This is a genomic window from Cryobacterium sp. LW097 (genome assembly GCF_002205495.2).
Taxonomy (GTDB): Bacteria; Actinomycetota; Actinomycetes; order Actinomycetales; family Microbacteriaceae; genus Cryobacterium; species Cryobacterium zongtaii.
In genome coordinates this window covers 2,046,753-2,071,636 of record NZ_CP021992.1, presented here as the reverse complement: position 1 = coordinate 2,071,636, position 24,884 = coordinate 2,046,753, and the positions used below count along the sequence as shown (strand labels likewise).

At 67.9% G+C, this 24,884-nt stretch carries 25 protein-coding genes and 1 tRNA gene; 18 read left to right on the top strand and 8 right to left on the bottom strand.

Annotation, left to right across the window (positions count from 1 at the left end; all coding sequences use genetic code 11):
- Nucleotides 1-34: 34 nt before the first annotated feature.
- Together rsfS and B7495_RS09555 are read left to right on the top strand one after the other, a co-directional pair.
- The gene (rsfS, locus tag B7495_RS09560) at nt 35-520 is read left to right on the top strand and encodes a ribosome silencing factor (protein ID WP_088456363.1); all 486 of its coding nucleotides are present in this window, start codon (nt 35-37) and stop codon (nt 518-520) included.
- Nucleotides 521-593: 73 nt separating this feature from the next.
- A tRNA-Ala gene (locus B7495_RS09555) sits at nt 594-669 on the top strand.
- Nucleotides 670-813: 144 nt separating this feature from the next.
- Here B7495_RS09555 and B7495_RS09550 read toward each other — a convergent pair.
- On the bottom strand, nt 814-1,608 hold the full coding sequence (locus tag B7495_RS09550) for a PspA/IM30 family protein (protein ID WP_088456362.1): 795 nt from the start codon (nt 1,606-1,608) through the stop codon (nt 814-816).
- Nucleotides 1,605-2,231, bottom strand: a complete 627-nt coding sequence (locus B7495_RS09545; protein WP_133159795.1) for a hypothetical protein — start codon at nt 2,229-2,231, stop codon at nt 1,605-1,607. The genes B7495_RS09550 and B7495_RS09545 overlap by 4 nt, the downstream gene beginning before the upstream one ends.
- A gap of 257 nt (nt 2,232-2,488) precedes the next feature.
- Between B7495_RS09545 and B7495_RS09540 the strand changes: the two genes are divergently transcribed.
- From B7495_RS09540 to B7495_RS09490, 11 genes are all read left to right on the top strand, one after another.
- Complete coding sequence (locus B7495_RS09540; protein WP_088456360.1) at nt 2,489-2,839, top strand: zinc ribbon domain-containing protein YjdM; 351 nt, start codon at nt 2,489-2,491, stop codon at nt 2,837-2,839.
- Between the two features lie 97 nt (nt 2,840-2,936).
- A complete protein-coding gene (locus B7495_RS09535) occupies nt 2,937-3,452 on the top strand; it encodes a heme-binding protein (RefSeq protein WP_088456359.1) in 516 nt (171 codons plus the stop codon).
- 20 nt (nt 3,453-3,472) lie between these two features.
- The gene (locus tag B7495_RS09530) at nt 3,473-3,901 is read left to right on the top strand and encodes a YchJ family protein (RefSeq protein WP_088456358.1); all 429 of its coding nucleotides are present in this window, start codon (nt 3,473-3,475) and stop codon (nt 3,899-3,901) included.
- Nucleotides 3,902-3,956: 55 nt separating this feature from the next.
- Nucleotides 3,957-5,621: an ABC-F family ATP-binding cassette domain-containing protein gene (locus B7495_RS09525; RefSeq protein WP_088456357.1), complete on the top strand. Its 1,665-nt coding sequence runs from the start codon at nt 3,957-3,959 to the stop codon at nt 5,619-5,621.
- Between the two features lie 114 nt (nt 5,622-5,735).
- Nucleotides 5,736-7,199, top strand: a complete 1,464-nt coding sequence (locus B7495_RS09520; protein ID WP_088456356.1) for an FAD-binding oxidoreductase — start codon at nt 5,736-5,738, stop codon at nt 7,197-7,199.
- Nucleotides 7,200-7,281: 82 nt separating this feature from the next.
- Complete coding sequence (locus B7495_RS09515; protein WP_088456355.1) at nt 7,282-8,316, top strand: LLM class flavin-dependent oxidoreductase; 1,035 nt, start codon at nt 7,282-7,284, stop codon at nt 8,314-8,316.
- 106 nt (nt 8,317-8,422) lie between these two features.
- Nucleotides 8,423-10,651, top strand: coding sequence for a glycogen debranching protein GlgX (gene glgX / locus B7495_RS09510; protein ID WP_088458014.1), 2,229 nt, complete (start codon nt 8,423-8,425; stop codon nt 10,649-10,651).
- A 5-nt stretch (nt 10,652-10,656) separates the two neighbouring features.
- The gene (treY, locus tag B7495_RS09505) at nt 10,657-12,978 is read left to right on the top strand and encodes a malto-oligosyltrehalose synthase (RefSeq protein ID WP_088456354.1); all 2,322 of its coding nucleotides are present in this window, start codon (nt 10,657-10,659) and stop codon (nt 12,976-12,978) included.
- Nucleotides 12,975-14,741, top strand: a complete 1,767-nt coding sequence (treZ, locus tag B7495_RS09500) for a malto-oligosyltrehalose trehalohydrolase (RefSeq protein ID WP_240632184.1) — start codon at nt 12,975-12,977, stop codon at nt 14,739-14,741. Before treY ends, treZ begins: the two co-directional genes overlap by 4 nt.
- An 81-nt stretch (nt 14,742-14,822) precedes the next feature.
- Complete coding sequence (locus B7495_RS09495) at nt 14,823-15,347, top strand: hypothetical protein (protein WP_088456353.1); 525 nt, start codon at nt 14,823-14,825, stop codon at nt 15,345-15,347.
- A gap of 85 nt (nt 15,348-15,432) precedes the next feature.
- The gene (locus B7495_RS09490; protein ID WP_088456352.1) at nt 15,433-16,005 is read left to right on the top strand and encodes a hypothetical protein; all 573 of its coding nucleotides are present in this window, start codon (nt 15,433-15,435) and stop codon (nt 16,003-16,005) included.
- Between the two features lie 19 nt (nt 16,006-16,024).
- Here B7495_RS09490 and B7495_RS09485 read toward each other — a convergent pair whose 3' ends face one another.
- A complete protein-coding gene (locus B7495_RS09485; protein WP_088456351.1) occupies nt 16,025-16,888 on the bottom strand; it encodes an oxygenase MpaB family protein in 864 nt (287 codons plus the stop codon).
- Nucleotides 16,889-17,062: 174 nt separating this feature from the next.
- Between B7495_RS09485 and B7495_RS09480 the strand changes: the two genes are divergently transcribed.
- Nucleotides 17,063-17,623 (top strand): YceI family protein, encoded by a 561-nt coding sequence (locus tag B7495_RS09480; protein ID WP_088456350.1) that lies wholly within the window; start codon nt 17,063-17,065, stop codon nt 17,621-17,623.
- An 88-nt stretch (nt 17,624-17,711) separates the two neighbouring features.
- Here the strand turns inward: B7495_RS09480 and B7495_RS09475 are convergent, their stop codons facing one another.
- From B7495_RS09475 to sepH, 4 genes are read right to left on the bottom strand one after another with little or no spacing between them, the layout of a single operon-like run.
- Entirely contained in the window at nt 17,712-18,404 is a 693-nt protein-coding gene (locus tag B7495_RS09475; protein WP_088456349.1) for a TMEM175 family protein, read from the bottom strand.
- Between the two features lie 9 nt (nt 18,405-18,413).
- Nucleotides 18,414-19,457, bottom strand: a complete 1,044-nt coding sequence (locus tag B7495_RS09470) for an aromatic acid exporter family protein (protein WP_370028116.1) — start codon at nt 19,455-19,457, stop codon at nt 18,414-18,416.
- Between the two features lie 51 nt (nt 19,458-19,508).
- Entirely contained in the window at nt 19,509-20,642 is a 1,134-nt protein-coding gene (locus B7495_RS09465) for a winged helix DNA-binding domain-containing protein (RefSeq protein WP_088456348.1), read from the bottom strand.
- Nucleotides 20,643-20,671: 29 nt separating this feature from the next.
- Nucleotides 20,672-21,787, bottom strand: coding sequence for a septation protein SepH (sepH, locus tag B7495_RS09460; protein WP_088456347.1), 1,116 nt, complete (start codon nt 21,785-21,787; stop codon nt 20,672-20,674).
- 196 nt (nt 21,788-21,983) lie between these two features.
- Between sepH and B7495_RS09455 the strand changes: the two genes are divergently transcribed.
- On the top strand, nt 21,984-22,277 hold the full coding sequence (locus B7495_RS09455; RefSeq protein ID WP_066599570.1) for a DUF4193 domain-containing protein: 294 nt from the start codon (nt 21,984-21,986) through the stop codon (nt 22,275-22,277).
- A gap of 6 nt (nt 22,278-22,283) precedes the next feature.
- On the opposite strand, the gene B7495_RS09450 is transcribed toward B7495_RS09455, so the two are convergent.
- Nucleotides 22,284-22,739 carry a DUF3093 domain-containing protein gene (locus B7495_RS09450; RefSeq protein WP_088456346.1) on the bottom strand — a complete coding sequence of 152 codons (456 nt, stop codon included), beginning with the start codon at nt 22,737-22,739 and terminating at the stop codon, nt 22,284-22,286.
- A 38-nt stretch (nt 22,740-22,777) separates the two neighbouring features.
- Between B7495_RS09450 and dut the strand changes: the two genes are divergently transcribed.
- The 3 genes from dut to B7495_RS09435 are packed head-to-tail and all read left to right on the top strand — an operon-like array spanning nt 22,778 to nt 24,817.
- The gene (gene dut / locus B7495_RS09445; protein WP_088456345.1) at nt 22,778-23,290 is read left to right on the top strand and encodes a dUTP diphosphatase; all 513 of its coding nucleotides are present in this window, start codon (nt 22,778-22,780) and stop codon (nt 23,288-23,290) included.
- Nucleotides 23,291-23,331: 41 nt separating this feature from the next.
- Entirely contained in the window at nt 23,332-23,979 is a 648-nt protein-coding gene (locus tag B7495_RS09440; RefSeq protein ID WP_088458011.1) for a DUF3710 domain-containing protein, read from the top strand.
- Nucleotides 23,980-24,010: 31 nt separating this feature from the next.
- Nucleotides 24,011-24,817, top strand: a complete 807-nt coding sequence (locus B7495_RS09435; RefSeq protein WP_088456344.1) for a DUF3159 domain-containing protein — start codon at nt 24,011-24,013, stop codon at nt 24,815-24,817.
- Nucleotides 24,818-24,884: the final 67 nt, after the last annotated feature.

Below are 24,884 nucleotides of genomic sequence, written 5' to 3'. Positions count from 1 at the left end.
CTTTTTCGCTTTTACTAACTCAGGGATTCAATCGATGACCGCTTCTGCCCACGCTCTCGAGCTCCTCAAGGTGGCTGCCGCCGCCGCCGACTCGAAAGCGGGGGAGGACCTCGTTGCCATTGACGTTTCCACCCCGTTGCCGTTGGCCGACATCTTCCTCATCGTCACGGGACGCTCCGAACGCAACGTCGTCGCGATCGCCGGCGAAATCGAGGACAAGCTGATCGAGGCCGGCTACAAGCCGCTTCGCCGCGAGGGACGCGCCGAAGGGCGCTGGATTCTCGTTGACTTCGGCGACCTCGTCGTCCACGTGTTCCACGAGGAAGAGCGCGTCTACTACTCCCTCGAGCGCCTCTGGAAGGACTGCCCGGTCATCCCCATCGACCAGGCCAGTGCCCGCGCCATCGACGAGGCCGCCTCGTCCGACGAGTCCGTCGACACCTCCGCAGACGGCGCCGCAAACACGACCGTCGACGCCGCGGATGTCGAATCCACCGTGGAAATTGACGCCGCGGACTAGCGTTTGGTTCGCGAGCACTCAAAACATGTAGTAACCTAATGAAGTTGTTTCGGAGGAATTCGAAACAAAGTCTGGGTCCGTGGCGCAGCTGGTAGCGCACCTGCATGGCATGCAGGGGGTCAGGGGTTCGAATCCCCTCGGATCCACCAAGCACAAGGAAAACCCCCGATGACAGTAGTCATCGGGGGTTTTTTCGTCGTGCTGTGAACCCGGGTGAAAAGAATTTCCGGAAATATTTCTGGGGAATTCTTGCCGGCTCTTCTCACCCGGCGTTGGCGAGTTGGCGGCACGCTTCAGGGGGCTTCAGGACCTGGCCCGGTCGGACCATTCCCGATACTGAGCCACGCGTCCGGCCCCGCTCCCCGAGACCCGGCCGGCCGGCCCTGGCGTGCCGTCCTGGCATCCTTCATGGCTCGCAATTGCCGCTCAACCTCTGCCGAGGTCGCCCCGGACGACAGCTGGCGCTCCAGGTCGGCATCCGGTGGGGCAGTGAGATCGGTGAGGGCGCCGCTGGCGAGCAGTTCGTCGGTCGCGGCGGCGCGGGCCTGCATCTGAACGATCCGGTCCTTGGCCCTGTCGAGGCTGACACCGACCTCGCTCATCTGCGAGCCGAGGCCGGCCGCGGCCTCGTTCGCCTTCACCTGCGCCTGCGAGGCGGCGTAGCTGGCCTTGATGCTCTCCTTCTCGGTGCGGAACGCGGCTACCCTTTCGGCCAGGCGCCGTTCGTTGTCCTGCAGCTGCCCCTGCTGCTTCTGCAGGAGGGTGTACTGGTCACGGAGTGCGGCCACCTGGCCCTCCAACAGGGAGCGGCGTTCCAGAGCGGTCCTGGCCAGGTCTTCCCGGCCCTGGTTCAGGGCGGAATCGGCCTGGTCGGCCAGCCGTTGGTGCCTGGCGCCCATCTCCTGGCCCTGCAGCTCGATCCGTTTCTTCGCGGTGGCAACCTCGGCCAGGCCCAACCTCACGTCCTGCAGCATCCGCACCAGCTGCTCGTAGCTGTCGTCAAGAGCTTCACGCGGGTCCTCCAGTCGGTCCAGGGTGCGGGAGGCCTTGCTCCGGAAGATGACTCGCAGTCGGTTGGTGAAGGTCATGGGGTGCTCCTTTTGTCTAGCCGGTGCGCCGAGGTTTGCTGCATCGAGGTCCGCTCCGGCGTGGGCAACCCGTCCAGCAGGGTGAGGGCGTGCAACTCCGCGACACCGGCGTCGACGGCGGCGATCTCACGGTCCACGTCGGCGCCCAGGGTCGTGAGGGTGTCATCGGTGCGCACACCGAGGCCGGCGGCAACGACGGAACGGACCCGCCCCACCAACCCGGTGATCTGGTCTACGCGCCGACTGGCCACCGGGAGAGTCTCTCGGAGCACGACAGGGTCCCGTTCGGTGGCCAGCAACAGCAATTGCGACTCCACTCTGGTGCCCTCGTTCTGCAACCGTCCGACGAGCCTCTGCAACTCACCATGCGGGCCTCCGCTCTGCACGGCGAGGTCAACCGCGGCCTGTCCACTGGCGAGCGAGTCCCTCAGACGCAACCGAAGGCGGAGGATTTCGTGGTTCGGGCCGACACTCACCCGCGTGCGCACACGCAGCACGGCACCGTTGAGAGCCCGACTTCGCCGTAGCCGCCTGTACAGCACGCGTGCAATGACGATGACCGTGACGGTGGACACGACCATGATCGCCGCGAGGGCGATCAGGATCTCAGCGAGGACGCTCACGTCAACCACCCGCCTCGTCCGCTCGCCAGTGGCGGATTCTTAAGGACGTGCAGGGTCATATCTCCACCTTCATCCCAGGGCTGGTGCGGTGCCGTCCCGAACGACGGCACGCTCTACCGGGCAAAATACGCTCATTAGCGTGGAGTTGTCGGGGAATGCCCTGTTCTTGTCTGAACGCTCTCGTCAACCCGCGGCGACGCCAACGTCTCACCGCGGGCGGGACCATCGACTCTGGGCCCCCGCTCTACGATGGGGAGGTGAATGAGACCCTGCCGCCGTGCCCGGAATGCTCCAGCGAACTGACCTACGAGATGGGGGCGCTGCTGGTCTGCCCACTGTGCGGGCACGAGTGGGCGGCAGGGGCCGCCTCCGCCGGTGAGCCGGTGCAGGATGCCGCGATCACCGACGCTCACGGCAGCGTGCTGGCCGACGGCGATTCGGTGACCATCATCAAGGACCTCAAACTCAAGGGCAGCTCTACCGTCATCAAGGTGGGCACCAAGGTGCGCGGCATCCGCCTGCGCCAGGGTGTGGGCGATCACGACATCGAATGTCGAATCGAGGGAGTGAGCATGCAGCTCAAGTCCGGGGTCGTCAAGAAGGCCTAGCCCTCGGCTCGGCAGTCAAGGGGGTCACGATTACAGCCCCAGATTCCACCCCCAGATTCCACCCCCAAGTGGGGGCCTTCGGATTACACTCCCCGATATGACCGAGCAGCAGCAGTACACCGTGGTGCGGGCCTTCCCTGGCTTCGATGTGCGCCGTTATCCGGACTGTGTTCTCGTGCAGGTGCAGGTCGACGGGGGCTTCACGCGGGCGGCGAGCCGGGGCTTCCGGCCGCTGCAGAACTATCTCGCCGGCAACAACCTGTCGGCAACGACGATCCCCATGGCGCCGCCGGTGCTGCACGAGCGGGCGGGGGAGTCCGCGCACCTGATCAGCTTCGTGCTCCCGGGTGAGTCGGACCCGGACCGTGCGCCCCTGCCACTGGACGAGAGGTTGCGGATAATCGTCCTGCCCGCCCACGAGGCCGCGGTCCTGCGGTTCGGCGGGGGCTGGAGCACAAAGAGATTCACCGATCACGGGCGTTCCCTGCTCGGGTCGCTGGAGGCCGCTGATCTCCTGCCGGACGGGCCGGTCTACTACGCACGGTTCGACCCGCCGTTCCGGCCCGGACTCCGGGGGCGCAATGAGGCGTTGGTGCGAGTGACCTCGGCCTGACGGGCGTCGATAATGGCTGGATGCCCCCTTCAGCATCTGCAGCCCGTTCAGACCAGCCATCGATCCCCGCCGCTCCCGTACGCTGTCCGTGCGGCAGCGGCAACAGTTACGACGACTGCTGCGGGCGCCTGCACCGCAGCGACGCCCGAGCCGCCACGGCCGAGCAGCTCATGCGATCGCGCTACTCGGCCTTCGCGGTCGGCGACGCAGGCTATCTCCTGCGCACCTGGCATCCGAGAACTCGGCCCGACACCATCGAGCTGGACACGACGGTGCGGTGGATGCGGCTCGACATCGACCGGACCGAGCGGGGAACCCTGTTCGACACCGAGGGCGTCGTGGAATTCACCGCACACTCGCGTCAGGACGGCCGGCGGGCTCAGCAGCACGAAGTCAGCCGATTCGTCAAGGTGTCCGGCGCCTGGCTGTACCTCGACGCGGCCGACTGAGCAACGGAATCGACGGGGCGTCGGGCGCGTCACGTCCAGATGGGAAACTGGACCCATGACCGCAACACTCGTCGCCAAGGCCCTGGCCGGTGGCTACGCCCACCGCACACTGTTCGATTCCCTCGACCTCACCGTCGCACCCGGCGATGTCGTCGGTATCGTCGGCGTGAACGGTGCGGGCAAGTCCACCCTGCTGCGCCTGCTCGCGGGCCTCGACGAGCCGCAGGGCGGTTCCGTTGCCCTGTCGCCGGCGGATGCCTTCGTGGGCTGGTTGCCCCAGGAACACGAACGGGTGCCAGGGGAGACCGTGGCGGAGTACATCGGTCGTCGCACCGGCTGCGCCCAGGCGACCAGGGAGATGGACGCCGCCGCCGCCGCCCTGGCCGAACCAGCCGCACCGGGCGGGGCTGACCCGGCCGATGTCTACTCGGTGGCCCTGGACCGCTGGCTGGCCAGTGGTGCGGCCGACCTCGATGACAGGCTCCCTGCCGTGCTGTATGACCTCGGTCTTTCCCTCGACGCCGACGTGGCCGCGGACGCGTTGATGACATCGCTCTCCGGCGGCCAGGCCGCCAGGGTGGGACTGGCCGCCCTGCTGCTGTCCAGATTCGACATCGTGCTGCTCGATGAGCCCACCAATGACCTCGACCTCGACGGGCTCGAACGCCTGGAAGGCTTCGTCACGGGCCTTCGCGGTGGAGTCGTGCTGGTCAGCCACGACAGGGAGTTCTTGGCCCGCTCGGTCACCAAGATCCTCGAACTGGACCTCGCCCAGGGCGCCAACCGGGTTTTCGGCGGCGGCTACGACTCCTACCTGGAGGAGCGCGAGACGGCCAGACGGCAGAAGCGCGCCGACTACGACGAATTCGCCGAAAAGAGGGCCGATCTGGTCGGCCGGGCCCGGACCCAACGGGAGTGGTCCAGCCAGGGTGTGCGCAATGCCATGAAGAAGTCTCCGGACAACGACAAGATCCGACGCAAGGCCGCCGCCGAATCCAGCGAGAAGCAGGCGCAGAAGGTACGCCAGATGGAGAGCCGCATCAGTCGTCTCGACGAGGTCGACGAACCGCGCAAGGAATGGCAGCTCGAGTTCACCATCGGCGCCGCACCGCGCTCGAGCAGCGTGGTCTCGGTCCTGAACGAAGCGCTCATCCGCCAGGGTGACTTCGTCTTCGGTCCGGTCTCCCTGCAGGTCAACGCGGGGGAGCGCATCGGCATCACCGGACCCAACGGCGCCGGCAAGACCACGCTGCTGCGCGCCCTGCTCGGCCGCCTGGCGGCCGATTCCGGTTCCACAAGCCTGGGCGCGAGCGTCGCCGTCGGCGAGATCGACCAGGCCAGGGCCAGCGTCACGGGCGAGCAGACCCTGGTGGCCATCTTCGAGCAGCGGCTGCCCGAGCTCTCGGCCGGCGAGATCCGCACCCTGCTCGCCAAGTTCGGCCTCACCGCCGACCACGTCAGCCGACCCGCCGACGCCCTGTCACCCGGTGAACGCACCCGCGCCGGTCTCGCCCTGCTGCAGGCCACGGGCGTGAACCTCTTGGTGCTCGACGAACCAACCAACCACCTGGACCTCGCCGCGATCGAGCAGCTGGAGCAGGCACTCGAGTCCTACACGGGCACCCTGTTGTTGGTGACCCACGACCGACGGATGCTCGCCACCGTGCGCCTCGATCGGCACTGGGCGGTCGAGGATGGGCGGGTGACCGAGTCCGTGTGACGGAAACCGTTTGACGGAGGCCGTGTCATCGAAGCCGTGACAAGCGTTGCGGCCGGGCTCTGAGGGTGCTGTCATGGATGTCGACCCGTGATGTAGATCAACGGAGGACTCCCGATGACATCGAGCACCTTCCCCGAGAACGGCACAGATCCCCGCCGGCTGGTTGAGGACCTGCGCACCGACGTAGAGGCAGACCTGATCGTCGACACCGACCCCGGCTACGACGACGCGAGGCGGGTGTGGAACGGCATGATCGACCACCGGCCCCTGCTGATCGTGCGTGCCCGTGCTACCGGCGACATCGCGCCGACCCTGGCCCTGGCTGCCAGGCACCGGCTGCCCCTCGCCGTGCGCGGCGGCGGGCACAACGTGGCCGGCAACGGCACCGTCGACGCGGGGATCGTGCTCGATCTCGCCGCCCTCAACACCGTCGAGGTCGACCCGGACGCCCGCACCGTGCGGGCACTGGCCGGGGCGACCATGGCCGACATCGACCGGGCAACCGAACCCTATGGGCTCGCCGTGCCGCTGGGCGTGGTCTCCGCCACCGGCATCGCCGGTCTCACCCTCGGCGGCGGCGTCGGCTGGCAGACCAGGGCACACGGGCTGACCCTAGACGCCATGGTGGCGGCGGATGTCGTCACGGTGGCCGGGACGAGAGTGCGGGCCAGCGCGACCGAGAACCCCGAGCTGTTCTGGGGGCTGCGCGGCGGCGGCGGCAACTTCGGCGTGGTGTCCTCGTTCACCTTCCGGGCGCATCCGTTGCCGCCGCGGCCGGTGACCGGCAATTTCGTCTACCCGAAGGAGCAGTGGGCGGCGACGCTGGCGGCCTACGACGAGTGGACCAGGGACCTGCCAGACGAGCTGACCTCCATCCTCAGCGTGCTGGTGCCGCCGCCGGCCATGGGGCTCGGCTCTGAGCCGCTGATGCTGCTGGGCTTCGCCTGGGCCGGCACCGACACCGACAGGGCCCGGGAGGTCATCGACCGGATGCGCCGCGCCGCCCCGCCCGCGGTCGAGGCCGACGAACCGATGCCGTGGACCGCGTGGCAGTCCGCCGTCGACGGGGTCTTCCCCAAGGGTGTGCGCGGCTACTGGAAGAACACCTCCTTCGACAGTCTGGATCCGGCGGTGATCGATACCCTGCTGCGCCGCGGAGCGGAGCAGACCTGGCTCGGCACCGCCTTCGATATCCACCACATGGGCGGCGCCTTTGCCAGGGTGGCCGAGGACGACACGCCGTTCCCGAATCGGGGAGCGCGGTTCTGGCTCAACATCTACGGATTCTGGACTGACCCTGCCGACGACGCCGAGCGAGTGGCCTTCGTGCGCGAGTTCGGCGCGGAGATGGCGGTGCTGGGCTCCGGCGGCACCTATGTGAACTTCCTCGGCGCGGAATCCGGCACCGACCCGGTGGCCCAAGCGCTGGCCGTCTACGGGCCGGCCAAACTGGAGCGACTCGCCGCCCTCAAGCGCGAGTACGACCCCGAGAATCTGCTGAGGCTCAACCACAACATTCCGACGACGGTCACCCGCACTGGGTCGCCCGGCGACACCGCGACCGGCGACACTCAGTAGCGACGCGGAATAGAACGCCGGTGCGCCCCGTTGAGCCCTAGTATGCGTATGCATACAAACTGATCGGAAGGGCGCACTACACATGGCACCGACACTGGAACTGGGTCTCGACACGTTCGGCGACGTCACCTACGCCGCGGACGGCAGCCTGCTCAGCCACGCCCAGGTGCTGCGCAACGTCGTCGCCGAGGCGGTGCTCGCCGACCAGGTGGGCCTGAGCTTCTTCGGTATCGGCGAACACCACCGCGAGGATTTCGCCGTCTCCGCCCCCGAGGTCGTGCTGGCCGCCATCGCCGGTCAGACCAGCACCATCAAGCTCGGCTCCGCCGTCACCGTGCTCAGCTCCGACGACCCCGTGCGCGTCTTCCAACGCTTCGCCACCCTCGACGCCGTCTCCAACGGTCGCGCGGAGGTCATCCTCGGCCGCGGGTCGTTCACCGAATCCTTCCCCCTGTTCGGCTTGGAGCTCAGCGACTACGAGCAGCTGTTCGAAGAGAAGCTCGAGCTGTTCGCCGAACTGCTCAAGGAAGCGCCGGTGACCTGGTCGGGTAGCACCCGCGGCTCCCTGACAGAGCAGCGGGTGTTCCCGCCGACCGAATCCGGCTCCATCCGCACCTGGATCGGTGTCGGCGGCAGCCCGCAGTCCGTGGTGCGCGCCGCCCACTACGGTCTGCCGCTGATGCTCGCCATCATCGGTGGTGAGCCTCTCGCCTTCGCCCAGTTCACCGACCTGTACCACCGGGCGCTCGACCAGTTCGGCAAGGACCCGCAACCCATCGGCGAGCACTCACCCGGCTACGTCGCCGCGACGGACGAGCAGGCACGCGAAGAGATGTGGCCGCACTACCGCGCCATGCAGGACCGGATCGGCCGCGAGCGTGGCTGGGGCCCGGCCACGAAGGCCAGATTCGAGCAGGATGCCGGCCCCGACGGAGCCCTGTTCGTCGGCTCCCCGCAAACCGTCGCCACCAAGATCGCCAAAATGGCCACCGGGCTCTCGCTGTCCCGTTTCGACCTCAAGTACAGTCTCGGTACCCTCTCGCACGACAAGCTGCTGACCAGTATCGAGCTCTACGGCACCGAGGTAGCCCCTCTGGTACACGAAATGATGGCCTGACGGGAATTTGGCGTGCCCCGGACGGGGTAGCGTGAACACGTGGGCCCGGCTCGGGCAAACCACCCACCTTCATCCTTTCGTTCTGACCTTCCTCGAGGAGTACACCGTGGAAACCTGGCCCGGATCTGCCTACCCGCTTGGCGCAACCTATGACGGAAGCGGCACCAACTTCGCTCTGTTCAGTGAGGCCGCCGAGCGGGTGGAGCTCTGCCTGTTCGACGAGAACGGCGCCGAGACCCCCGTCGAAGTCCGGGAATCCAGCGCCTTCGTGTGGCACTGCTACCTGCCGGAGGTGCAGCCGGGCCAGCGCTACGGCTACAGGGTGCACGGCGAATACAACCCCAGCGAGGGCAAGCGCGCCAACCCCAACAAACTGCTGCTCGACCCGTACGCCAAGGCCACCTGCGGCGTCATGGACTGGGACCAGGCACTGTTCTCGTACAACTTCGGCGAACCGGACTCCCGCAACGACGAGGACTCCGCCCCGCACATGATGCTCGGCGTCGTCGTCAACCCGTTCTTCGACTGGACCGGCGACCGCTCCCCGCGCACCCCGTACAGCGAATCGGTCATCTACGAAGCGCACGTCAAGGGCCTCACCCAGCTGCAGCAGGAGGTGCCGGAATCCCAGCGCGGCACCTACGCGGCCGTCGCGCATCCGTCGGTCATCGAGCACCTGCAGAAGCTCGGCGTCACCGCGATCGAACTGATGCCCGTGCACCAGTTCGTCAACGACAGCACCCTGCAGGACCAGGGCCTGAGCAACTACTGGGGCTACAACACCATCGGCTTCTTCGCCCCGCACAACGCCTACTCCTCCAGCGGCGACCTCGGCCAGCAGGTGCAGGAGTTCAAGGGCATGGTCAAGAACCTGCACGCCGCCGGCATCGAGGTCATCCTCGACGTGGTCTACAACCACACCGCGGAGGGTAACCACCTGGGCCCGACCATCTCGTTCAAGGGCATCGACAACGCCGCCTACTACCGGCTGATGGACGACGACGGCCGGTACTACATGGACTACACGGGCACCGGCAACACCCTCAACGTGCGCCACCCGCACTCGCTGCAGCTGATCATGGACTCGCTGCGCTACTGGGCCATCGAGATGCACGTCGACGGTTTCCGGTTCGACCTCGCCAGCGCCCTGGCCCGCGACCTCTACGACGTCGACAAGCTGTCCACCTTCTTCGAGCTCGTGCAGCAGGACCCGATCGTCTCCCAGGTCAAGCTGATCGCGGAGCCCTGGGACGTCGGCCCCGGCGGCTACCAGGTCGGCAACTTCCCGCCGCAGTGGACGGAGTGGAACGGCAAGTACCGCGACACTGTGCGCGACTTCTGGCGCGGCGAGCCCTCCACCCTGGGCGAATTCGCCTCCCGCATCTCCGGCTCCGCCGACCTCTACGAGCACTCCGGCCGCCGCCCCGTCGCGTCGATCAACTTCGTCACCGCGCACGACGGCTTCACCCTCAACGACCTCGTGTCGTACAACGCGAAGCACAACGACGCCAACGGCGAGGACAACAACGACGGCGAAAGCCACAACCGGTCCTGGAACGCCGGAGTGGAGGGCCCCACCGACGACGCCACCGTCCGCACCCTGCGCGGCCGCCAGCAGCGCAACTTCATCGCCACGATGCTGCTCTCCCAGGGCGTCCCGATGATCCTGCACGGCGACGAACTCGGCCGCACCCAGCACGGCAACAACAACACCTACGCCCAGGACTCCGAGCTGAGTTGGATCCACTGGGACGAGGCCGACCAGCCCCTGATCGAGTTCACGTCCGCTGTGGTCCGCCTGCGCAAGGAGCACCCCACCTTCCGTCGCAGCCGGTTCTTCGACGGGCACCCCGGCAAGCGCGGCGAGGGCGACCCGCTGGCAGATATCGTTTGGCTGAACACCGACGGCCAGGAGATGCGCGCGGAGGACTGGGACGAAAGTCGGTCCCGCACCGTCAGCATGTTCCTGAACGGCCAGGGCATCCGGGAACGCGACTCCCGCGGGCGCGAGGTCACCGACGTCAACTTCATCCTGCTGTTCAACGCGGATGCCGAAGACGTCGAATTCACCCTGCCGAGCGCCGAGTACTCGCCCGCCTGGGAGATCGTGATCGACACCGGGGGAGAGGGCGCCGATTCGGAGCCCCGCCCGGCCGGTGCCACCCACACCGTGATGGGACGCTCACTCGTCGTGCTGCGCGAGTACCACGTGCCCGAGGTTGCTCCGGACCACTCCGTTGCCGCGTCGCTGGCAAGCCACCCGTCGCCGCCGACGTCCACGCTGACCCTGCCGGTGCTGCCGGACCCGTACTCTTCGACCGAAGGACACGAGTAACCACCATGAGCATCCCCGTCTCCACCTATCGCCTGCAGATCACGTCGGCCTTCGATCTGGATGCGGCGGCGGGTGTGCTCGATTACGTCAGCCGGCTCGGCGCGGACTGGCTCTACCTTTCGCCGCTGCTCACGGCCGAGGAGGGCTCCGACCACGGCTACGACGTGATCGACCACGGCAGCATCGACCCGGCCCGCGGCGGCCCCGAGGCGCTCGCCCGACTGTCGGAGCGGGTGGCCGCGGCCGGCCGCGGCATCCTGGTGGACATCGTCCCCAACCACGTCGGCGTCCAGACGCCGCACAGCAACGCCTGGTGGTGGGACCTGCTCCGAGCCGGGCAGGGTTCCCGCTATGCCGAGGCCTTCGACGTGGACTGGCCCGCCGGCAACGGTCGGCTGCTGCTGCCCGTACTCGGTGACGGCGACACCGAACTCGACCAGCTCACCGTGGTGGGCGACGAACTGCACTACTACGACAACCGGTTCCCGCTCGCTCCCGGCACCGCGGACGACGGCGCCCCCGCCGCCGTCGTGCACGACAGGCAGCACTACGAACTGGTCAGCTGGCGCCGCGCCGACACCGACCTGAACTACCGCCGCTTCTTCGCCGTGAACACCCTCGCCGGTGTGCGCGTCGAGGTGCCCTGGGTCTTCGACGAATCCCACCGCGAGATCCTGCGCTGGGTGCACACCGGCGAGGTGCAGGGCCTGCGAGTCGACCACCCGGACGGCCTCGCCGACCCGGCCGGCTACCTCGACAGGCTGCACGCCGCCATGCCGGACGGCTACCTGCTGGTGGAGAAGATCCTGGAGGGCCGCGAACAGCTGCCCAGCAGCTGGTCGGCCCACGGCACCACCGGCTATGACGCCCTCGCCGACTTCGACAGGGTCCTGGTGGACCCGGCCGGCCAGGACGCCCTCGACACCCTGGAGGCCACCCTGCAGGGCGGCGCCGTCTCCTGGACCGAACTGGTCTACACCGGCAAGCGCGCCATCGCCGACGGCATCCTGCAGAGTGAGGTGCGCCGACTCGACCGTTTGATCCCCGAGGTCCCCGATGCAGCCGACGCCCTCGCCGAACTGATCGCCTGGTTCCCGGTCTACCGCTCCTACCTGCCCGTCGGCCGCCACGAACTCGACACCGCCGTGCGACTTGCCCGGCAGCGCCGGCCCGACCTCGACACCACCATCACCGCCCTGCTGCCGTATCTCACCGACCCCGCACACCCCGCGGCCGTGCGCTTCCAGCAGACCTCGGGGATGGTGATGGCCAAGGGTGTCGAAGACACCGCCTACTACCGCTACAGCCGGCTCACCTCCCTCAACGAGGTCGGCGCGGACCCGAGCGAGTTCGCGGTGCCGGTGGAGGAATTCCACCGCCGCCAGCAGACCCGGCTGGCCGTTGCGCCCGCCTCACAGACCACGCTGTCGACCCACGACACCAAGCGCGGCGAAGACGTGCGGGCCCGCATCTCGGTCCTGGCCGAGATCCCGGATGAGTGGACCGCTGTGCTCGGCGAGCTGCGTGCCCTGGCCCCGCTCGGCGACGCACCGTTCGAAAACCTGCTCTGGCAGGCCATCGTGGGTTCCTGGCCCGCCTCCACCGACCGTCTCATCGGCTATGCCGAGAAGGCGTCCAGGGAAGCGAACCTCTCCACCACCTGGACCGCGCCCAACGACGACTTTGAAAACCGGATGCGCGCCCTGGTTCGGGAACTCGCCGAGGACGGGCCCCTGACCCGCACCGTTACCGCCTTCGTCGACAGGGTGAAGCAGGCCGGGTGGAGCAACTCGCTCTCCCTCAAGCTCATCCAGCTCACCGCGCCCGGTGTACCCGACGTCTACCAGGGCAGCGAACTCTGGGAGATGTCGCTCGTGGACCCCGATAACCGCCGCCCGGTGGACTACACCGTGCGCCGGGACTACCTGGACCGCGTCAGCGCGGGCTGGCTGCCCCCCATCGATGAAACCGGCGCCACGAAACTGCTCGTCACCACCAACGCCCTGCGCCTGCGCCGCGATCGGCCGGAACTGTTCGTCCGGCACGCACCGGTCGAGGCATTCGGCCCGGCCGCCGCCCACGTGGTGGCCTACGACCGCGGCGGCGCCGTGACCGTCGCCACCCGGCTGCCCGTCGCGCTCGCCCGCACCGGCTGGGGTGACACCACGATCATGCTCGCCGGGCACGACTGGCATGATGCTCTCACCGGTGTCCGCTTCGCCGGCGGCCAGGTGCGTCTGGCCGACCTGCTGTCGAGCTATCCGGTTGCGCTGTTGATCCCCGCGAGCGTCGCCGCACCCACCGCTATCGAGGAGGCCACCCCGTGACGACAGACAACCCCGACATCGTCGCCGTTCCGATCGACGTGTGGGCGCCCGCCGCCGAGACCGTCGGGCTGGTCGCCGGCGACGCCACCGCGCCGATGACCCGCGGCGACGCCGGCTGGTGGCACGGCAGCCTGCCCGGCAGCGCTGACGGTGTCGACTACGGCTTCCTGCTGGATGGCGCCGGCCCGTTCCCCGACCCGCGATCCCGCCGCCAGCCGCACGGCGTGCACAACCTCTCCCGCAGCTTCGACCCGGCCACGCACACCTGGCAGGACGACGCCTGGACCGGTCGTCAGCTCGCCGGTGCCACCATCTACGAGCTGCACATCGGCACGTTCACCCCCGAGGGCACCCTGGAGGCCGCGGCCGGCCGGCTCGACCACCTCGTGTCACTCGGCGTGGACTTCGTCGAGCTGCTGCCGGTGAACGGCTTCAACGGCACTCACAACTGGGGCTACGACGGTGTGCTCTGGTATGCCGTGCACGAGGGCTACGGCGGCCCGGCGGCGTACCAGCGGTTTGTCGACGCCTGCCACGCGGCCGGCATCGGCGTGATCCAGGACGTCGTGCACAACCACCTGGGCCCCAGCGGCAACTACCTGCCCAACTACGGGCCCTACCTCAGCGACGCCGAGGGCAACACCTGGGGCGCCTCGGTCAACCTCGACGGCCAGGACTCCGACGAGGTGCGCCGGTACATCATCGACAGCGCGTTGATGTGGCTGCGCGACTATCACGTCGACGGCCTGCGGTTGGACGCCGTGCACGCCCTCAAGGACCACTCCGCGGTGCACCTGCTGGAACAGCTCGCCGGCGAGGTGGCCGTGCTCAGCGCCTCCGTGGGCCGCCCATTGACCCTCATCGCCGAATCGGACCTCAACGACCCCAAGCTGATCACCCCCCGTGAAGCCAACGGGTACGGACTCGACGCCCAGTGGAGCGACGACTTCCACCACGCCGTGCACGTCGCCCTCACCGGTGAGACCGTCGGTTATTACGCCGACTTCGCCCCCCTCGGCGCCCTGGCGAAGGTGCTCACCCGCGGGTTCTTCCACGACGGCACCCTGTCCACCTTCCGCGGCCGCCACCACGGCCGCCCTGTCGACACCGAACGGATGCCGGCCTGGCGGCTGGTCGTCGCCTCGCAGAATCACGACCAGATCGGCAACCGGGCCATCGGCGACAGGCTCAGCGCCCAGCTCGACACCGGCCAGCTGGGCATCGCCGCCGCACTCACCCTGCTCGGCCCGTTCACCCCGATGCTGTTCATGGGCGAAGAGTGGGGGGCGCGCACACCGTGGCAGTTCTTCACCTCGCACCCAGAGCCCGAACTCGGCCTGGCCACCGCAGAGGGCCGCATCGGCGAGTTCGCCCGGATGGGCTGGGACCCGGCCGTGGTGCCCGACCCCCAGGACCCGGCCACCTTCGAGCGGTCAAAACTGGACTGGTCCGAACTGCAGCGTGGCGATTCCGGTCGTCTCCTGGCGTTCTACCGTGACCTCGCGGGTCTCCGTCGCCGGCTCGCCGACCTGACCGATCCACGGTTCGCGCGGGTCGCGGTGGCCTATGACGAGGCGGACGGCTGGCTGCTGCTGTGCCGCGGCGAGACCGAGCTCGTGATCAACCTCTCCACGACCGCTCGGTCCGTTCCGGTTGCCGGGCAGAGCGTCCTGCTCGCCTTCGCGAACAACGCCGATGCGAGCCCCCGGCTCGACGCCGGCTGGGTGTTGCTGCCGCCGCACTCGGTCGCGGTGCTCGTCTAGGTCCATCTATTCACCAGCTCCACTCGCCAGTACTACCCGCCAGCTCCACTCGCCAGTACCACTGACCATCGAGGAGGACCCATGGGCCATTTCCTATCCGCGGAGACGGCGGCCGCGCTGGCCCGGCTGACGGAGCTGGACGCCAACGCGGCGGCACCGCCGCTGGAGCGGATGCGGGCCATTCGTGCGGTACTTCACCACCTTGACGCCGACCCGGCCGCGCTGGCGAGCGTACGCGACGCCCTGTCCGATGGAGCGGGCTGGCCCGAGATCGCGGATGCCGCCGGGCTCAAACCCACCGCGGCCAAGTGGCGCTGGCAGGGCACCGACTCCGACATCGCGGCCCGCCTGGATGCCGGACGTAAGCGCAGCGCGCGGCCCAGCAGCGTTCCGACCGACCTGCCCGGGCACTCGGTGGCCGAGGCTGCCGGATTGCTCGGCGTCAGCGTTCAAGCGGTGTACCTGCAGGTGAGCAGAGGTAAACTGGCCAGCCGCACCGTCGAGCTGGCGGATGGCCGCAGTTACAAACGCGTCATCCTTCCCGGGGACGCGCTACCCTCGACGACAGAATCCGCGGAAACTGACCCCGAAAAACCAACCCCATAGACGACGACCCCCGCAACGACGATCCCCTCAACGACAGAGCCTTGAGACATCACCCGAGCTACCGAAACCCACCCACGGAGTGACCATGACCGATCAGAGCTATGACCCGTTCGACCGAACGTTCCCCCTCGACACCTCGACCACCACAGAACGCCTGCCGATGCCGGGCACTCAGCCCGCCGGCGACGGGCCGACGGGTGAGGGGCCGGTCGAAACCGCAGTGTCCCCGGTCCCCAACCGGACCAAAACCCGAAGCCGCACCCTGCTCTCCGACCTCAGAACGGGACCGCCGCAGCGGGCCGCACTGGTCGTTCTCGTAGGCATCGCCGTTCTGACGATCGCGTTCATCATCATGATCTTCGTGAACGTCTCCAACGAGAGCATCATCGCCTTGGCCGTCATCGCCACGCCGATCGCCTCGATGGTGGCGGCGTACTACGCCGTCACCCTGAGCATCCAGCAGGTTGCCACTGAGCGTGCCGACAAGGAGAAGGCCCTCGCCAGGCTCACGGCCGTCGAGGCCGGTGCCCGCGAGACCGAGGTGTGGGCCTCCCAGATGGAGTCCGGGCTTCGGGTCGCAATGGCCAAGCTCGATGGCGCCGGTGTGTCCACCGTCGCGGTGACCCGGGCGGCCGGCACCCCGGACGACTTCTTCTAGGCGGTTCAGCTCAGCCCAGTCAACGCCCGTCGGCGCCGCCAGGTTGCCCGGTCGCGCGATCCCTCGCCGCGAGGGATCGGCCGGCACGAAGGTAGTGCCGCATGGGGGCCTGCCGCAGCCGCGTCGGCAGGCGCGGATAGATCAGACGGATGACGCCGATCACGGCGTTGTACCTGCGCTGGCGTCCGGGCGACCAGGGCAGGTCGAAGAGGGCTCGTTCGTCGGGCTGCAGGAGCCCCGTGGTGACCAGGCGTCCCAGCGGCATCGCCAGGCGCAACCAGACCGGTCCGGTGGTGGGGTGCAGCAGTTGCCTGGCCACCGATCGGGTCGTCTCGTCGGTCGCCAGACCGGACGTTGCGCGGCTCCAATACGCCGCGAAAGCCTCCCGGTCCGCGGGCCACAGCCCGGGCGGTACCTGTAGGGCGGTGCCGAGCACGCCGTAGTCACGGTAGACGGACTCGGCGTCGGCATCCGTGAGCGGTCCGTAGACCAGCTCGTGCACACGGGTTGCGGATTCGTACAGGGTCGCGGCAACCCAGAGCTGCAACTGCGGATCGAAAGCGTTGTACCCCGGGGCGCCGACGCTCTGGGTGCCGTGCACCGGGCGATGGGCCAGGGAGACCCGGCGCACGGCCGCGGCCCGGTCGATGGGCGAGCCGCAGGTGACGGCGTATACGTAGGAGAGCGTGCCGCTCAGTCGACTCAGCGGTCGGGTCGCGAAGTCGCTGTGCCTGGCGACGCCGTGCCCGACGGCGGGGTTCGCGAGCTGTAGGAGGATGGCGCGACCGCCGCCGAGAACCAGAACGCTTTCCGGGGCCACATCGCGGATGCTCAGTGCCGGGCTCGACAGGGACGCCGGACTGGACGGGGACGCTGTCGGCATCGTGGACTCCTCTTGACAGGCCGAGCCTACTTCCCCGCCGAGGAGTCGGGTTCTCCGCGCGTTCCTGAATCGTTCACATCTTTTCTGGTCGGTGATGGAATATCCTGTAGTCCTATGCGCTTGCATATACCTGAGGGCAGCGAATCCACCGCCCCCACGGACTTGAGGAGCACCATGAGCGACATCACCACCACGACCATCCCGGGCTACAAAGCGGGAACCTGGACCATCGACCCCACGCACAGCGTCGTCGGCTTCAGCATCCGTCACATCATGATCAGCAAGGTCAAGGGCACGTTCGAGACCTTCAACGCCACCTTCGTCACCACCGAGAACCCCCTCGAGACCAGCGTGACGGCGTCCGCCGTCGTCGCGTCCATCAACACCAACGAGGCCAACCGCGACGGCCACCTGCGCACCGGCGACTTCTTCGACGCCGAGACCTACCCGACCATCGACTTCGTGTCGACCGGAGTGCGCGTCGTCGGCGGCGACTACCTCGTGGACGGCAACCTCACCATCAAGGGCGTCACCAAGCCCGTCACCTTCGACTTCGAGTTCGGTGGCTTCGGCGGCGACCCCTACGGCAACTACAAGTTCGGCGCCACCGCCACGACCCAGGTCAACCGTGAAGACTTCGGTCTCACCTACAACGCGGCCCTCGAGACCGGCGGCATGCTGCTGGGCGACAAGGTCACCATCACCCTCGAACTGCAGGGTGCCCTCCAGGCCTAAGCACTCGGCAGCGCGCAACGGGGATCCCACCAATGGGGTCCCCGTTGTTGTGTCTGGGTTGTGTTGTCTCTGTGTGCGGTTCCGCCCGTCACCCGGCCACCGGTTCGTCCGGCGTCGGCCGCAGGACCCCGATTCGTCGCAACACCAGGGCGATGAGCGGATCAAGGGCGAACAGGAAGAACGCGGGGGAACCGACCAGCGTCGCCAGCAGTACGACGGCGAACGACTGTGCGAGCGCGCTGACATTGTTCACCCGTGCGTTATGAACGGCGGTGGCGGATGCGCCATGCACGAGCTGTCTGCGGGGAGAGCTGGCGTGGAACCACTGCCAGGTGCTGAAGAGCAGGATCACGAAGAAGTTCAGGGGTAACAGCGTGCGGCCCAGCAGGTACCGGCTGAGTTCGTCGTTGAGACTCGTCGTGAACGGAACCAGGACCACGCCGAGAAGGCGGAAATTGTTGAGCCAGATGATGGTGGTATCCACACGGGGGATGAACTCGAACTGACGCACGTGAATGAGCCACAGCAGGCTGAGCAGCAGAAAGCTGATGACCACGTTCAGGATGCTCGGTGCCAAGGCGTTGACCTGCCGCAGGAACTCGGCGTTCGACGTCACGACGCCGATGCTGTCCACGGAGACGTTCAGCACAAGCAGCGTGGCCGCGATGGCGAAGACGCCGTCAGTGTACGATTCCAGCCGCCGGGTGGACAGAACCGTTCGCCGGGCCGTCGTCGCCGTGGTCGGCGCAGCGTGGCGCTCGGGCTCCGGGCTGCTCGACATGCGGGCAGCCTACTCGCCGGTGATCTCCTCGCGCACCCGTCGCAGGTCCTCCATCAGGGCGCCGATCAAGATCCAGTGCTGGGGATGTGGAGTCATGATCATCAGCGGCGCCGTCAGGGCGAGCGGCTCGATCCCCGGAGCCGCCGAGGCGGACGGCTTCCCATCCGCCGGCACGGTGAGCAATCGCAGATCGTGCGCGGCCCTCTCCAGCTCGATGGCGAAGGCCTGCACGGTGGGCTCGAGGTGCAGGCTATCGTCGTAGTGGTCCCGCAGCGCTCTCGTCATGCCCAGTGCCCGGGTGACCAGGGGCACCAGGCGGGCGTAGAGGTCGGTGTCGGCGTCGAGAACCTCGCGGTGCCTGCTTTGGCGGGGATTGAGTGTCAGGCTCTCCTCGGCCTGGCTGATGGCCCGTTCGGCCTTGGCCAGCATGGGCCGCAGTAGTCGGGCCTGGATCATCAGGCTCTCCAGATCGGCGTACTTCTGCGGGCTCAGCAGCGCGGTGGCCACCCGGTCGAAGGTCGCGGCCACCTCCAGGGTGAGCCGGGTCACCGCGTCGTGTGCGGGCGTGAGCAACACCGGCGGAACGATCAACGCGTTGACGATCACGGCGATCGCGGCGCCCAGGATGGTCTCGATGATGCGGTCCCTGGCGTAGGTCGGTGTCGCGGCACCCAGCACGAGGACGAGCATCGCGCTGATCGGGATCTGATTCGCCGAGCCAGGCGACAGCTTCAGGGCCCAGGCCAGCAGGATGCAGAGCACGATCGCCCCCAGGACGATCCAGCTGTCCTGTCCGAACCACAGCCCGATGCCCAGAGCAACCAGGACTCCGCCGACGACGCCGAGGCTGCGTTCCAGGGCCCGTCCCAGGGACTGGTTGATGCTGGGCTGCACGACGAAGATGGCGGCCATCGCGGCGAAGATGGGCAGCTCGCCGGGCAGGAGCCACAGCGAGATTACCCAGGCCAGGACCACGGCGACCGAGGTCTTGAGGGTCTGCAGCAGCGGGATCCGTCTGGATACTCGCAGGCTGGTCGTTATTCGCACTGTCATAGGGTACAAGGCCCGACGGACCGGACCGATCACCGGTCTCACCACGGCAGGCTAGGGCGCGGCGGGCACGGTCGGTGGGGCCGGAAGTACCTGCACCGGGCGGCCGAGGAAGCGGGCGTATTCGTGAAGGGCCCGATCGGTTCCCGGGAACGATGCGGCGCCCTGCGGGGTGAACGGCGCGGGGTGCACCGTGATCGCCCGGGGCTGCCATTCGCGCCGCCAGGTGCCGAAAATACGGCCGCCGCGAACCAGGATGGGCAGGAAGATCCCGTTCTTGCCCGGGACGACCCTGGTCAGGTTCTCGGGTTCGATCGCGAAGCTGCGATCCCGATAGCCGAGCAGGTATTCATCGAAGCCCGGCAGGGCCAGCACGGCACTGGGACCGCGCCCCGGCGCGGCGCGGCTCAGCGGTCCGAGATCTGAGCTCTGGGGGAGCAGGTGGCTCACTCCGTCGACGTCGAGGGTGTTGAGCTGCCCTCCACCAACGGCCAGGGCCGTCTTGGCGTCGCTCATGGTGAGCTGGGACCACCAGGCGAAGTCGGTCAAGGGAGCCGGCCCGTGTCCGGCCAGGTAGCGCAGCAGGTATTCGCCCAGTGCCTGGTCGCGTTCGAGCTGCCGGGGGTGCGGGACCCAGTCCGAGAGCAGCACGAGCATCTGTTGGGCGTCGAGCTGCCGGCCCCAGCAGAGGGTTCCCGACTGGGCGAGGTGCCAGATGAGGTGATATCCCCGCTGGCCGTCTGTGCCGATGCCGTGGCGCTCCAGCAGTGCCAGGAAGGCTGCCCTGGTGAGCTCCCGTCCGCCGCTGAGAGCATTCTCGGCCACGGTGCGGGAGCGTTCGATGGTCGCCTCGTCCAGGCCCAGGTCGCGGCGCCGGGTTGCCGCACCGGCCCAGAGCCTGGCGGTGGTGAGTCCGAGCATCCAGCCCAGGTCCGGCCCCGGCACCAGATGCAGGGTTCCCCGCATCGGCCAGGAGCGCACGATCCTGGCGGAGTCGATCAGCGTGTCGATGTCGGCGGAGGTGCTTCCGGGGGCCCGCACGGCAACGGCCCACTTCGCCCAGCGGAGGTCCTGCGCCTGCAAGGCCAGCATGCGGTCGACGACCTGGGCGGGCTCGGTGATCGACCCGGTCAGCGCCTGGTTGGCCAGGCGACGCCGGGTGATGTCGGAGCGGGAGGCACGCGTCATGGAACCGCAGCCTATGACTCAGGTGAGGATCAGGCCAGGTCGTCGTCGGTTCGTGCGCCGAAGACTATCTCGTCCCAGCTGGGCATCGATGCGCGGCCGCGGCGACCGGTCTGACCGGTGCGGGGTTGGCCCGTGGCGGCCTGAGTGGCCCACACGTTGCGGGTTTCCTCGGGGGCTGCGGTGGCAGCCTCGGCAACAGGGGGAGCCTCGTTGACCAGGCGGATCCCGGACTCGGCCGGTGCCCGCTCGGTACGGCGGGTATCCACCACTGGTGTGACGGGCGTTTCGGTCTCTCCGGCGGCCGCTTCCCGTTCGCCGCGGCGGCGGCGAAGCGACTCGAGCAGGTCCGCGGTCTCGCTCAGGCTCTGCGGCGGTTCGGCCGCTCGCTTGATGGCGGCCTTGGACACGGCCTCCGTCGTACCGGCGGAACGGGCGTATGGCACCGGATCGTGCAGCGGAGCCGTGTCGTTGAGGATGTCGTCGGCCAGGGATTCCTTGAACGTGAAGGCGCCGCTGTCGAACCGGCTCACGTCGGCCAGGCTGGTTTCGGCGCCGACGGCACGCAGCCGGGGGATCAGGGCACCCTTGAGCTCGCCCTGTTGGGAGAGGGCAATGGCCTCACTGCCGATCGGCGAGAGGGTGTTCTTCTTGGGTTCGAAGCCCCACCGGGCGTCGTGGTCGATGTCGTCAGCCGTGAAGGCGAGTTTGACGATCCACCCGGCGCCGGGTTCCTTCCAGCTGGCCCAGCGTTCGTTGGACGCACCCAGGGACGCCAGGCGTTCCCGGATGACGCTGCCGAAGTTGGCCTGCTCGTCGATGGGATCGGGGTCGATCGCGGTGTGCACGGGCACGCTCAGCGCGCTCGACACTATGTATTCGCGTTCGGCGACCACCGGTCCCTCGAACCGCTTGACGAAGTCCAGCGACGCGCCGGTCACTGCAGCGACGTCCTCCGCGGACATGCCGGCACGGATGTGCGCCTGCACCTCCCGGGGCGACAGTTTGGGCCGAACGGACGCATCCGTTTGGGTTTGGCGAAGCCGGGACTGGAGAACCGCATCGATGGGGATCCGAAAGCGATCACCCTCCTCTGACGCTGCAAGCAGCGCGCCGTTCTCGACTCCGATAACTTTCAAATCCTGCATGGCGAAAGCCCTCTCGCGATTACTGATGGCCCAACCCTGCCATGCAATGTGGCATTTTTCGGGGAATACTGCGGGCGTGCCGGAAGTTGCTCCCATTGCCAACCTGAAAGGTTGGCGATTGGTTTGCTATTCCGCACGGATTGTTGCAAACTATGGCCGCCGATTTCGTTTATCGGCGTTAATGAAATGGATGGGCATGGCAACCGATTACGACGCACCGCGAAAGACCGAAGACGACTCAGAGTCGATTGAGGCCCTCAAGGAGCGTGTACCCGACAAGATGTCTGGTGTCGTTGATGTTGACGACTCCGACAACCCCGGTGGCTTCGACCTCCCGGGCGCCGATCTGTCCGACCTCGACCTCGACGTCGTCGTCCTGCCCCCGCAGGCCGACGAGTTCACCTGCGTGGAGTGCTTCCTCGTGAAGCACCGTTCGCAGATGTCGCACGAGACCAAGCTCGGCCCGGTCTGCCTGGAGTGCGACGCCTAAGCGCGCTTAGTTACTTGATGCTGGCCGTCGCGATCCATTGATCGCGGCGGCCATTTTCTGCGGCCGGCGGCTGGAGACCAGCCAGTACGGCGCCGGATCGGTCGGGTCTTCAAGCGGGATCCGCACCACGGGTGCGATCCAGCCACGGATCAGCAGCCACGCGCGGGCATCCAGCTTCTGGCCACGCTCGAGAGTGGCATCCGCAGCCTCGAGGGGGACGGCCTCACCGAGCAGGCGGGTTTCGATGCGCGCCCGGCCGGCGGTGAGGACACCGTCGGACACCGAAACCGTCGGCGACGCCAGCACCAGCAGCAGGGCGCTGCCGAGGTAGAGGCCGGCGCCGGTCAGGATCCCCGCCAGCACCGAGATCGGCAGGAAGACCAGGAGGCTTGCGGGAATCACCAGCGCAGTGATGATGAAGAGCCATGGGGATGGCCAGAGTTTTTCGCGATAATCGGGCATGGGTCTATTCGACCAGATAACTGCACTACCCTCGACACGTGGCTGAAAGCGTCGAAGTCCTGATTACCGCGTCCGTTCTCCCGACCTACGCCCATCCGGGTGACGCCGGAGCCGACCTGCACGCCTCGGAGGCCTTGGTCCTGGCTCCCGGTGAACGGGCCCTCGTCGGCACCGGTGTGTCGATAGCGTTGCCGGACGGATACGCGGCCTTCGTGGTCCCCCGCAGCGGACTGGCCGTCAAGCACGGAATCACCGTCGTGAACTCGCCGGGGACCGTTGACGCGGGCTACCGGGGCGAGGTCAAGGTCTGCCTGCTCAACACCGACACCGTCACCCCGTTCCCCATCAACATCGGCGACCGCATCGCCCAACTCATCGTGGTTCCGGTGGCCCGGGCGGTCTTCGTGCCAGTCGAGCGGCTCCCCGGCAGCATGCGTGGCGAGGGCGGCTTCGGCTCGACCGGCGTCGCGCCGGGCGCTCCTGCGGACCGCGCCCCCCAGACCGAATCGTCCGCCCCGACGGACGCCCACCGAAGCGGAGAAACCCTGTGAGTGACAAAGTGAACCCCGACACGCGCTCAAGCACCGACGAGATGGCCGGCACCGACAGCACCGAACTCGCCGGAGCCGAGCAGCAGGTCCCCGACATGCACGCCAAGTCAGCTCCGGTCGACCGTGACGTGGACGGCCCCCTCGACGAGTCTGAGGCGAACCCGGTCCGCCCATACGTCGATCTCGGTGGCGTGAAGATCCTGCCGCGCGAGGGCCTGCACCTCCGGCTCGAGATCGAAGAGGGCTCCAAGCGAGTCGTTGCCATCGGCCTGGACTATGCCGGTTCGACCCTGCAGGTGCAGCCCTTTGCGGCGCCGCGCTCCAGCGGCCTGTGGCAGGAAATCCGCACCCAGATCGCCGACCAGATCGCCAAGCAGGGTGGCTCGACCACTCCGCGCGAAGGTCCGTTCGGGCCCGAACTCGTCGCCGAGATCCCCGTCGCAGCCGGCCAGGGTCCCGCGGGCACCACCCGGTTGGCCCGTTTCATCGGCGTGGACGGACCGCGCTGGTTCCTCCGCGGCGTCATCGCCGGCGAGGGCGCCATCAACCCCGAAGCCGCAGCGCAGATCGAAGACCTGTTCCGCAGCATCGTCGTGGTGCGCGGTTCAGCCCCGATGCCGCCGCGCGACCTCATCCCGCTTCGGATGCCGGCCACCCCGGCCGGTAAGCCCGAACCCACCGGCACCTGATCCGTCAGGTGCACTCACCGAAAGTCACCTGATGACGGATTCCCTCTCCGGGCCAGAACCCGAACCGCGTAAGACGTCCGACGGCACCGACGGCACTGACAGTGCCGCCAGAGCCGGTGCCAGCAGTGCCGGCAGCCCGGCAGAGCCCGCCGGCGCCCTCGCCGACAGTATGGCCGCGGCGGCCCGCCGCGCCGGATTCAGTCCGGCCGCAGACGGGGAACCCATCAGCGGCCACGCGCTGCTGGCTGCCATGGGCGGCATCCGCGGCCTGGTCGAGGCCGTCCTGCCGGGCCTGGTCTTCCTGGTCACCTATACCCTCACCCGTGAGCTGATTCCGTCCCTGATCGCTCCGGTGATCATCGGTGTGATCTTCTTCGCGCTCCGGCTGGCCCGTAAACAGACCGTCACCCAGGCCGTCGGTGGACTCGTCGGAATCGGCCTCAGCGCCGTGCTCGCCCTGTTCACCGGCCGCGCCGAAGACTTCTACCTGCCGGGCTTCTGGACCAACGGTGTGTACGGAGCGGCCCTGCTCGTCTCCGCACTGATCGGCTGGCCGCTCATCGGTGTGGCCGTCGGGTTCCTGATGGGGGAGCAGCTCGCCTGGCGGGCCGACCCGTCCAAACGACGGGTGCTGACAATTCTCACCTTCATGTGGGCGGGACTGTTCATCCTGCGCCTGGCCGTGCAGCTTCCCCTGTACTACGCCGGCAACGTCGAGTGGTTGGGCGCGACCAAACTGCTCATGGGGATCCCGCTGTATGCGCCGCTTCTTGTGGTCTCCTGGCTGATGGTGCGTTCCGTGTACGCGGCCACCGCCGCACAGCGGCCGGTGCTATAGTTATCTCGACGTCAAGATAGTTTGCGGTAAGGCTACCCTTGCTGGCAGAACTCGGCGTCAGTTGGTC

Excerpts from the sequence above, each read along its gene's own strand:
- B7495_RS09485 (WP_088456351.1), bottom strand. The coding sequence starts at position 16,888 with ATGCCGACAGCGTCCCCGTCCAGTCCGGCGTCCCTGTCGAGCCCGGCA.
- B7495_RS09475 (WP_088456349.1), bottom strand. The coding sequence starts at position 18,404 with ATGTCGAGCAGCCCGGAGCCCGAGCGCCACGCTGCGCCGACCACGGCG.
- B7495_RS09525 (WP_088456357.1), top strand. The coding sequence starts at position 3,957 with ATGACCGCAACACTCGTCGCCAAGGCCCTGGCCGGTGGCTACGCCCAC.
- B7495_RS09495 (WP_088456353.1), top strand. The coding sequence starts at position 14,823 with ATGGGCCATTTCCTATCCGCGGAGACGGCGGCCGCGCTGGCCCGGCTG.
- B7495_RS09530 (WP_088456358.1), top strand. The coding sequence starts at position 3,473 with ATGCCCCCTTCAGCATCTGCAGCCCGTTCAGACCAGCCATCGATCCCC.
- B7495_RS09435 (WP_088456344.1), top strand. The coding sequence starts at position 24,011 with ATGACGGATTCCCTCTCCGGGCCAGAACCCGAACCGCGTAAGACGTCC.
- rsfS (WP_088456363.1), top strand. The coding sequence starts at position 35 with ATGACCGCTTCTGCCCACGCTCTCGAGCTCCTCAAGGTGGCTGCCGCC.
- B7495_RS09535 (WP_088456359.1), top strand. The coding sequence starts at position 2,937 with ATGACCGAGCAGCAGCAGTACACCGTGGTGCGGGCCTTCCCTGGCTTC.
- B7495_RS09490 (WP_088456352.1), top strand. The coding sequence starts at position 15,433 with ATGACCGATCAGAGCTATGACCCGTTCGACCGAACGTTCCCCCTCGAC.
- sepH (WP_088456347.1), bottom strand. The coding sequence starts at position 21,787 with ATGCAGGATTTGAAAGTTATCGGAGTCGAGAACGGCGCGCTGCTTGCA.
- treY (WP_088456354.1), top strand. The coding sequence starts at position 10,657 with ATGAGCATCCCCGTCTCCACCTATCGCCTGCAGATCACGTCGGCCTTC.
- B7495_RS09470 (WP_370028116.1), bottom strand. The coding sequence starts at position 19,457 with ATGACAGTGCGAATAACGACCAGCCTGCGAGTATCCAGACGGATCCCG.
- B7495_RS09455 (WP_066599570.1), top strand. The coding sequence starts at position 21,984 with ATGGCAACCGATTACGACGCACCGCGAAAGACCGAAGACGACTCAGAG.
- B7495_RS09520 (WP_088456356.1), top strand. The coding sequence starts at position 5,736 with ATGACATCGAGCACCTTCCCCGAGAACGGCACAGATCCCCGCCGGCTG.
- B7495_RS09550 (WP_088456362.1), bottom strand. The coding sequence starts at position 1,608 with ATGACCTTCACCAACCGACTGCGAGTCATCTTCCGGAGCAAGGCCTCC.
- B7495_RS09465 (WP_088456348.1), bottom strand. The coding sequence starts at position 20,642 with ATGACGCGTGCCTCCCGCTCCGACATCACCCGGCGTCGCCTGGCCAAC.
- B7495_RS09515 (WP_088456355.1), top strand. The coding sequence starts at position 7,282 with ATGGCACCGACACTGGAACTGGGTCTCGACACGTTCGGCGACGTCACC.
- B7495_RS09480 (WP_088456350.1), top strand. The coding sequence starts at position 17,063 with ATGAGCGACATCACCACCACGACCATCCCGGGCTACAAAGCGGGAACC.
- B7495_RS09450 (WP_088456346.1), bottom strand. The coding sequence starts at position 22,739 with ATGCCCGATTATCGCGAAAAACTCTGGCCATCCCCATGGCTCTTCATC.
- B7495_RS09440 (WP_088458011.1), top strand. The coding sequence starts at position 23,332 with ATGGCCGGCACCGACAGCACCGAACTCGCCGGAGCCGAGCAGCAGGTC.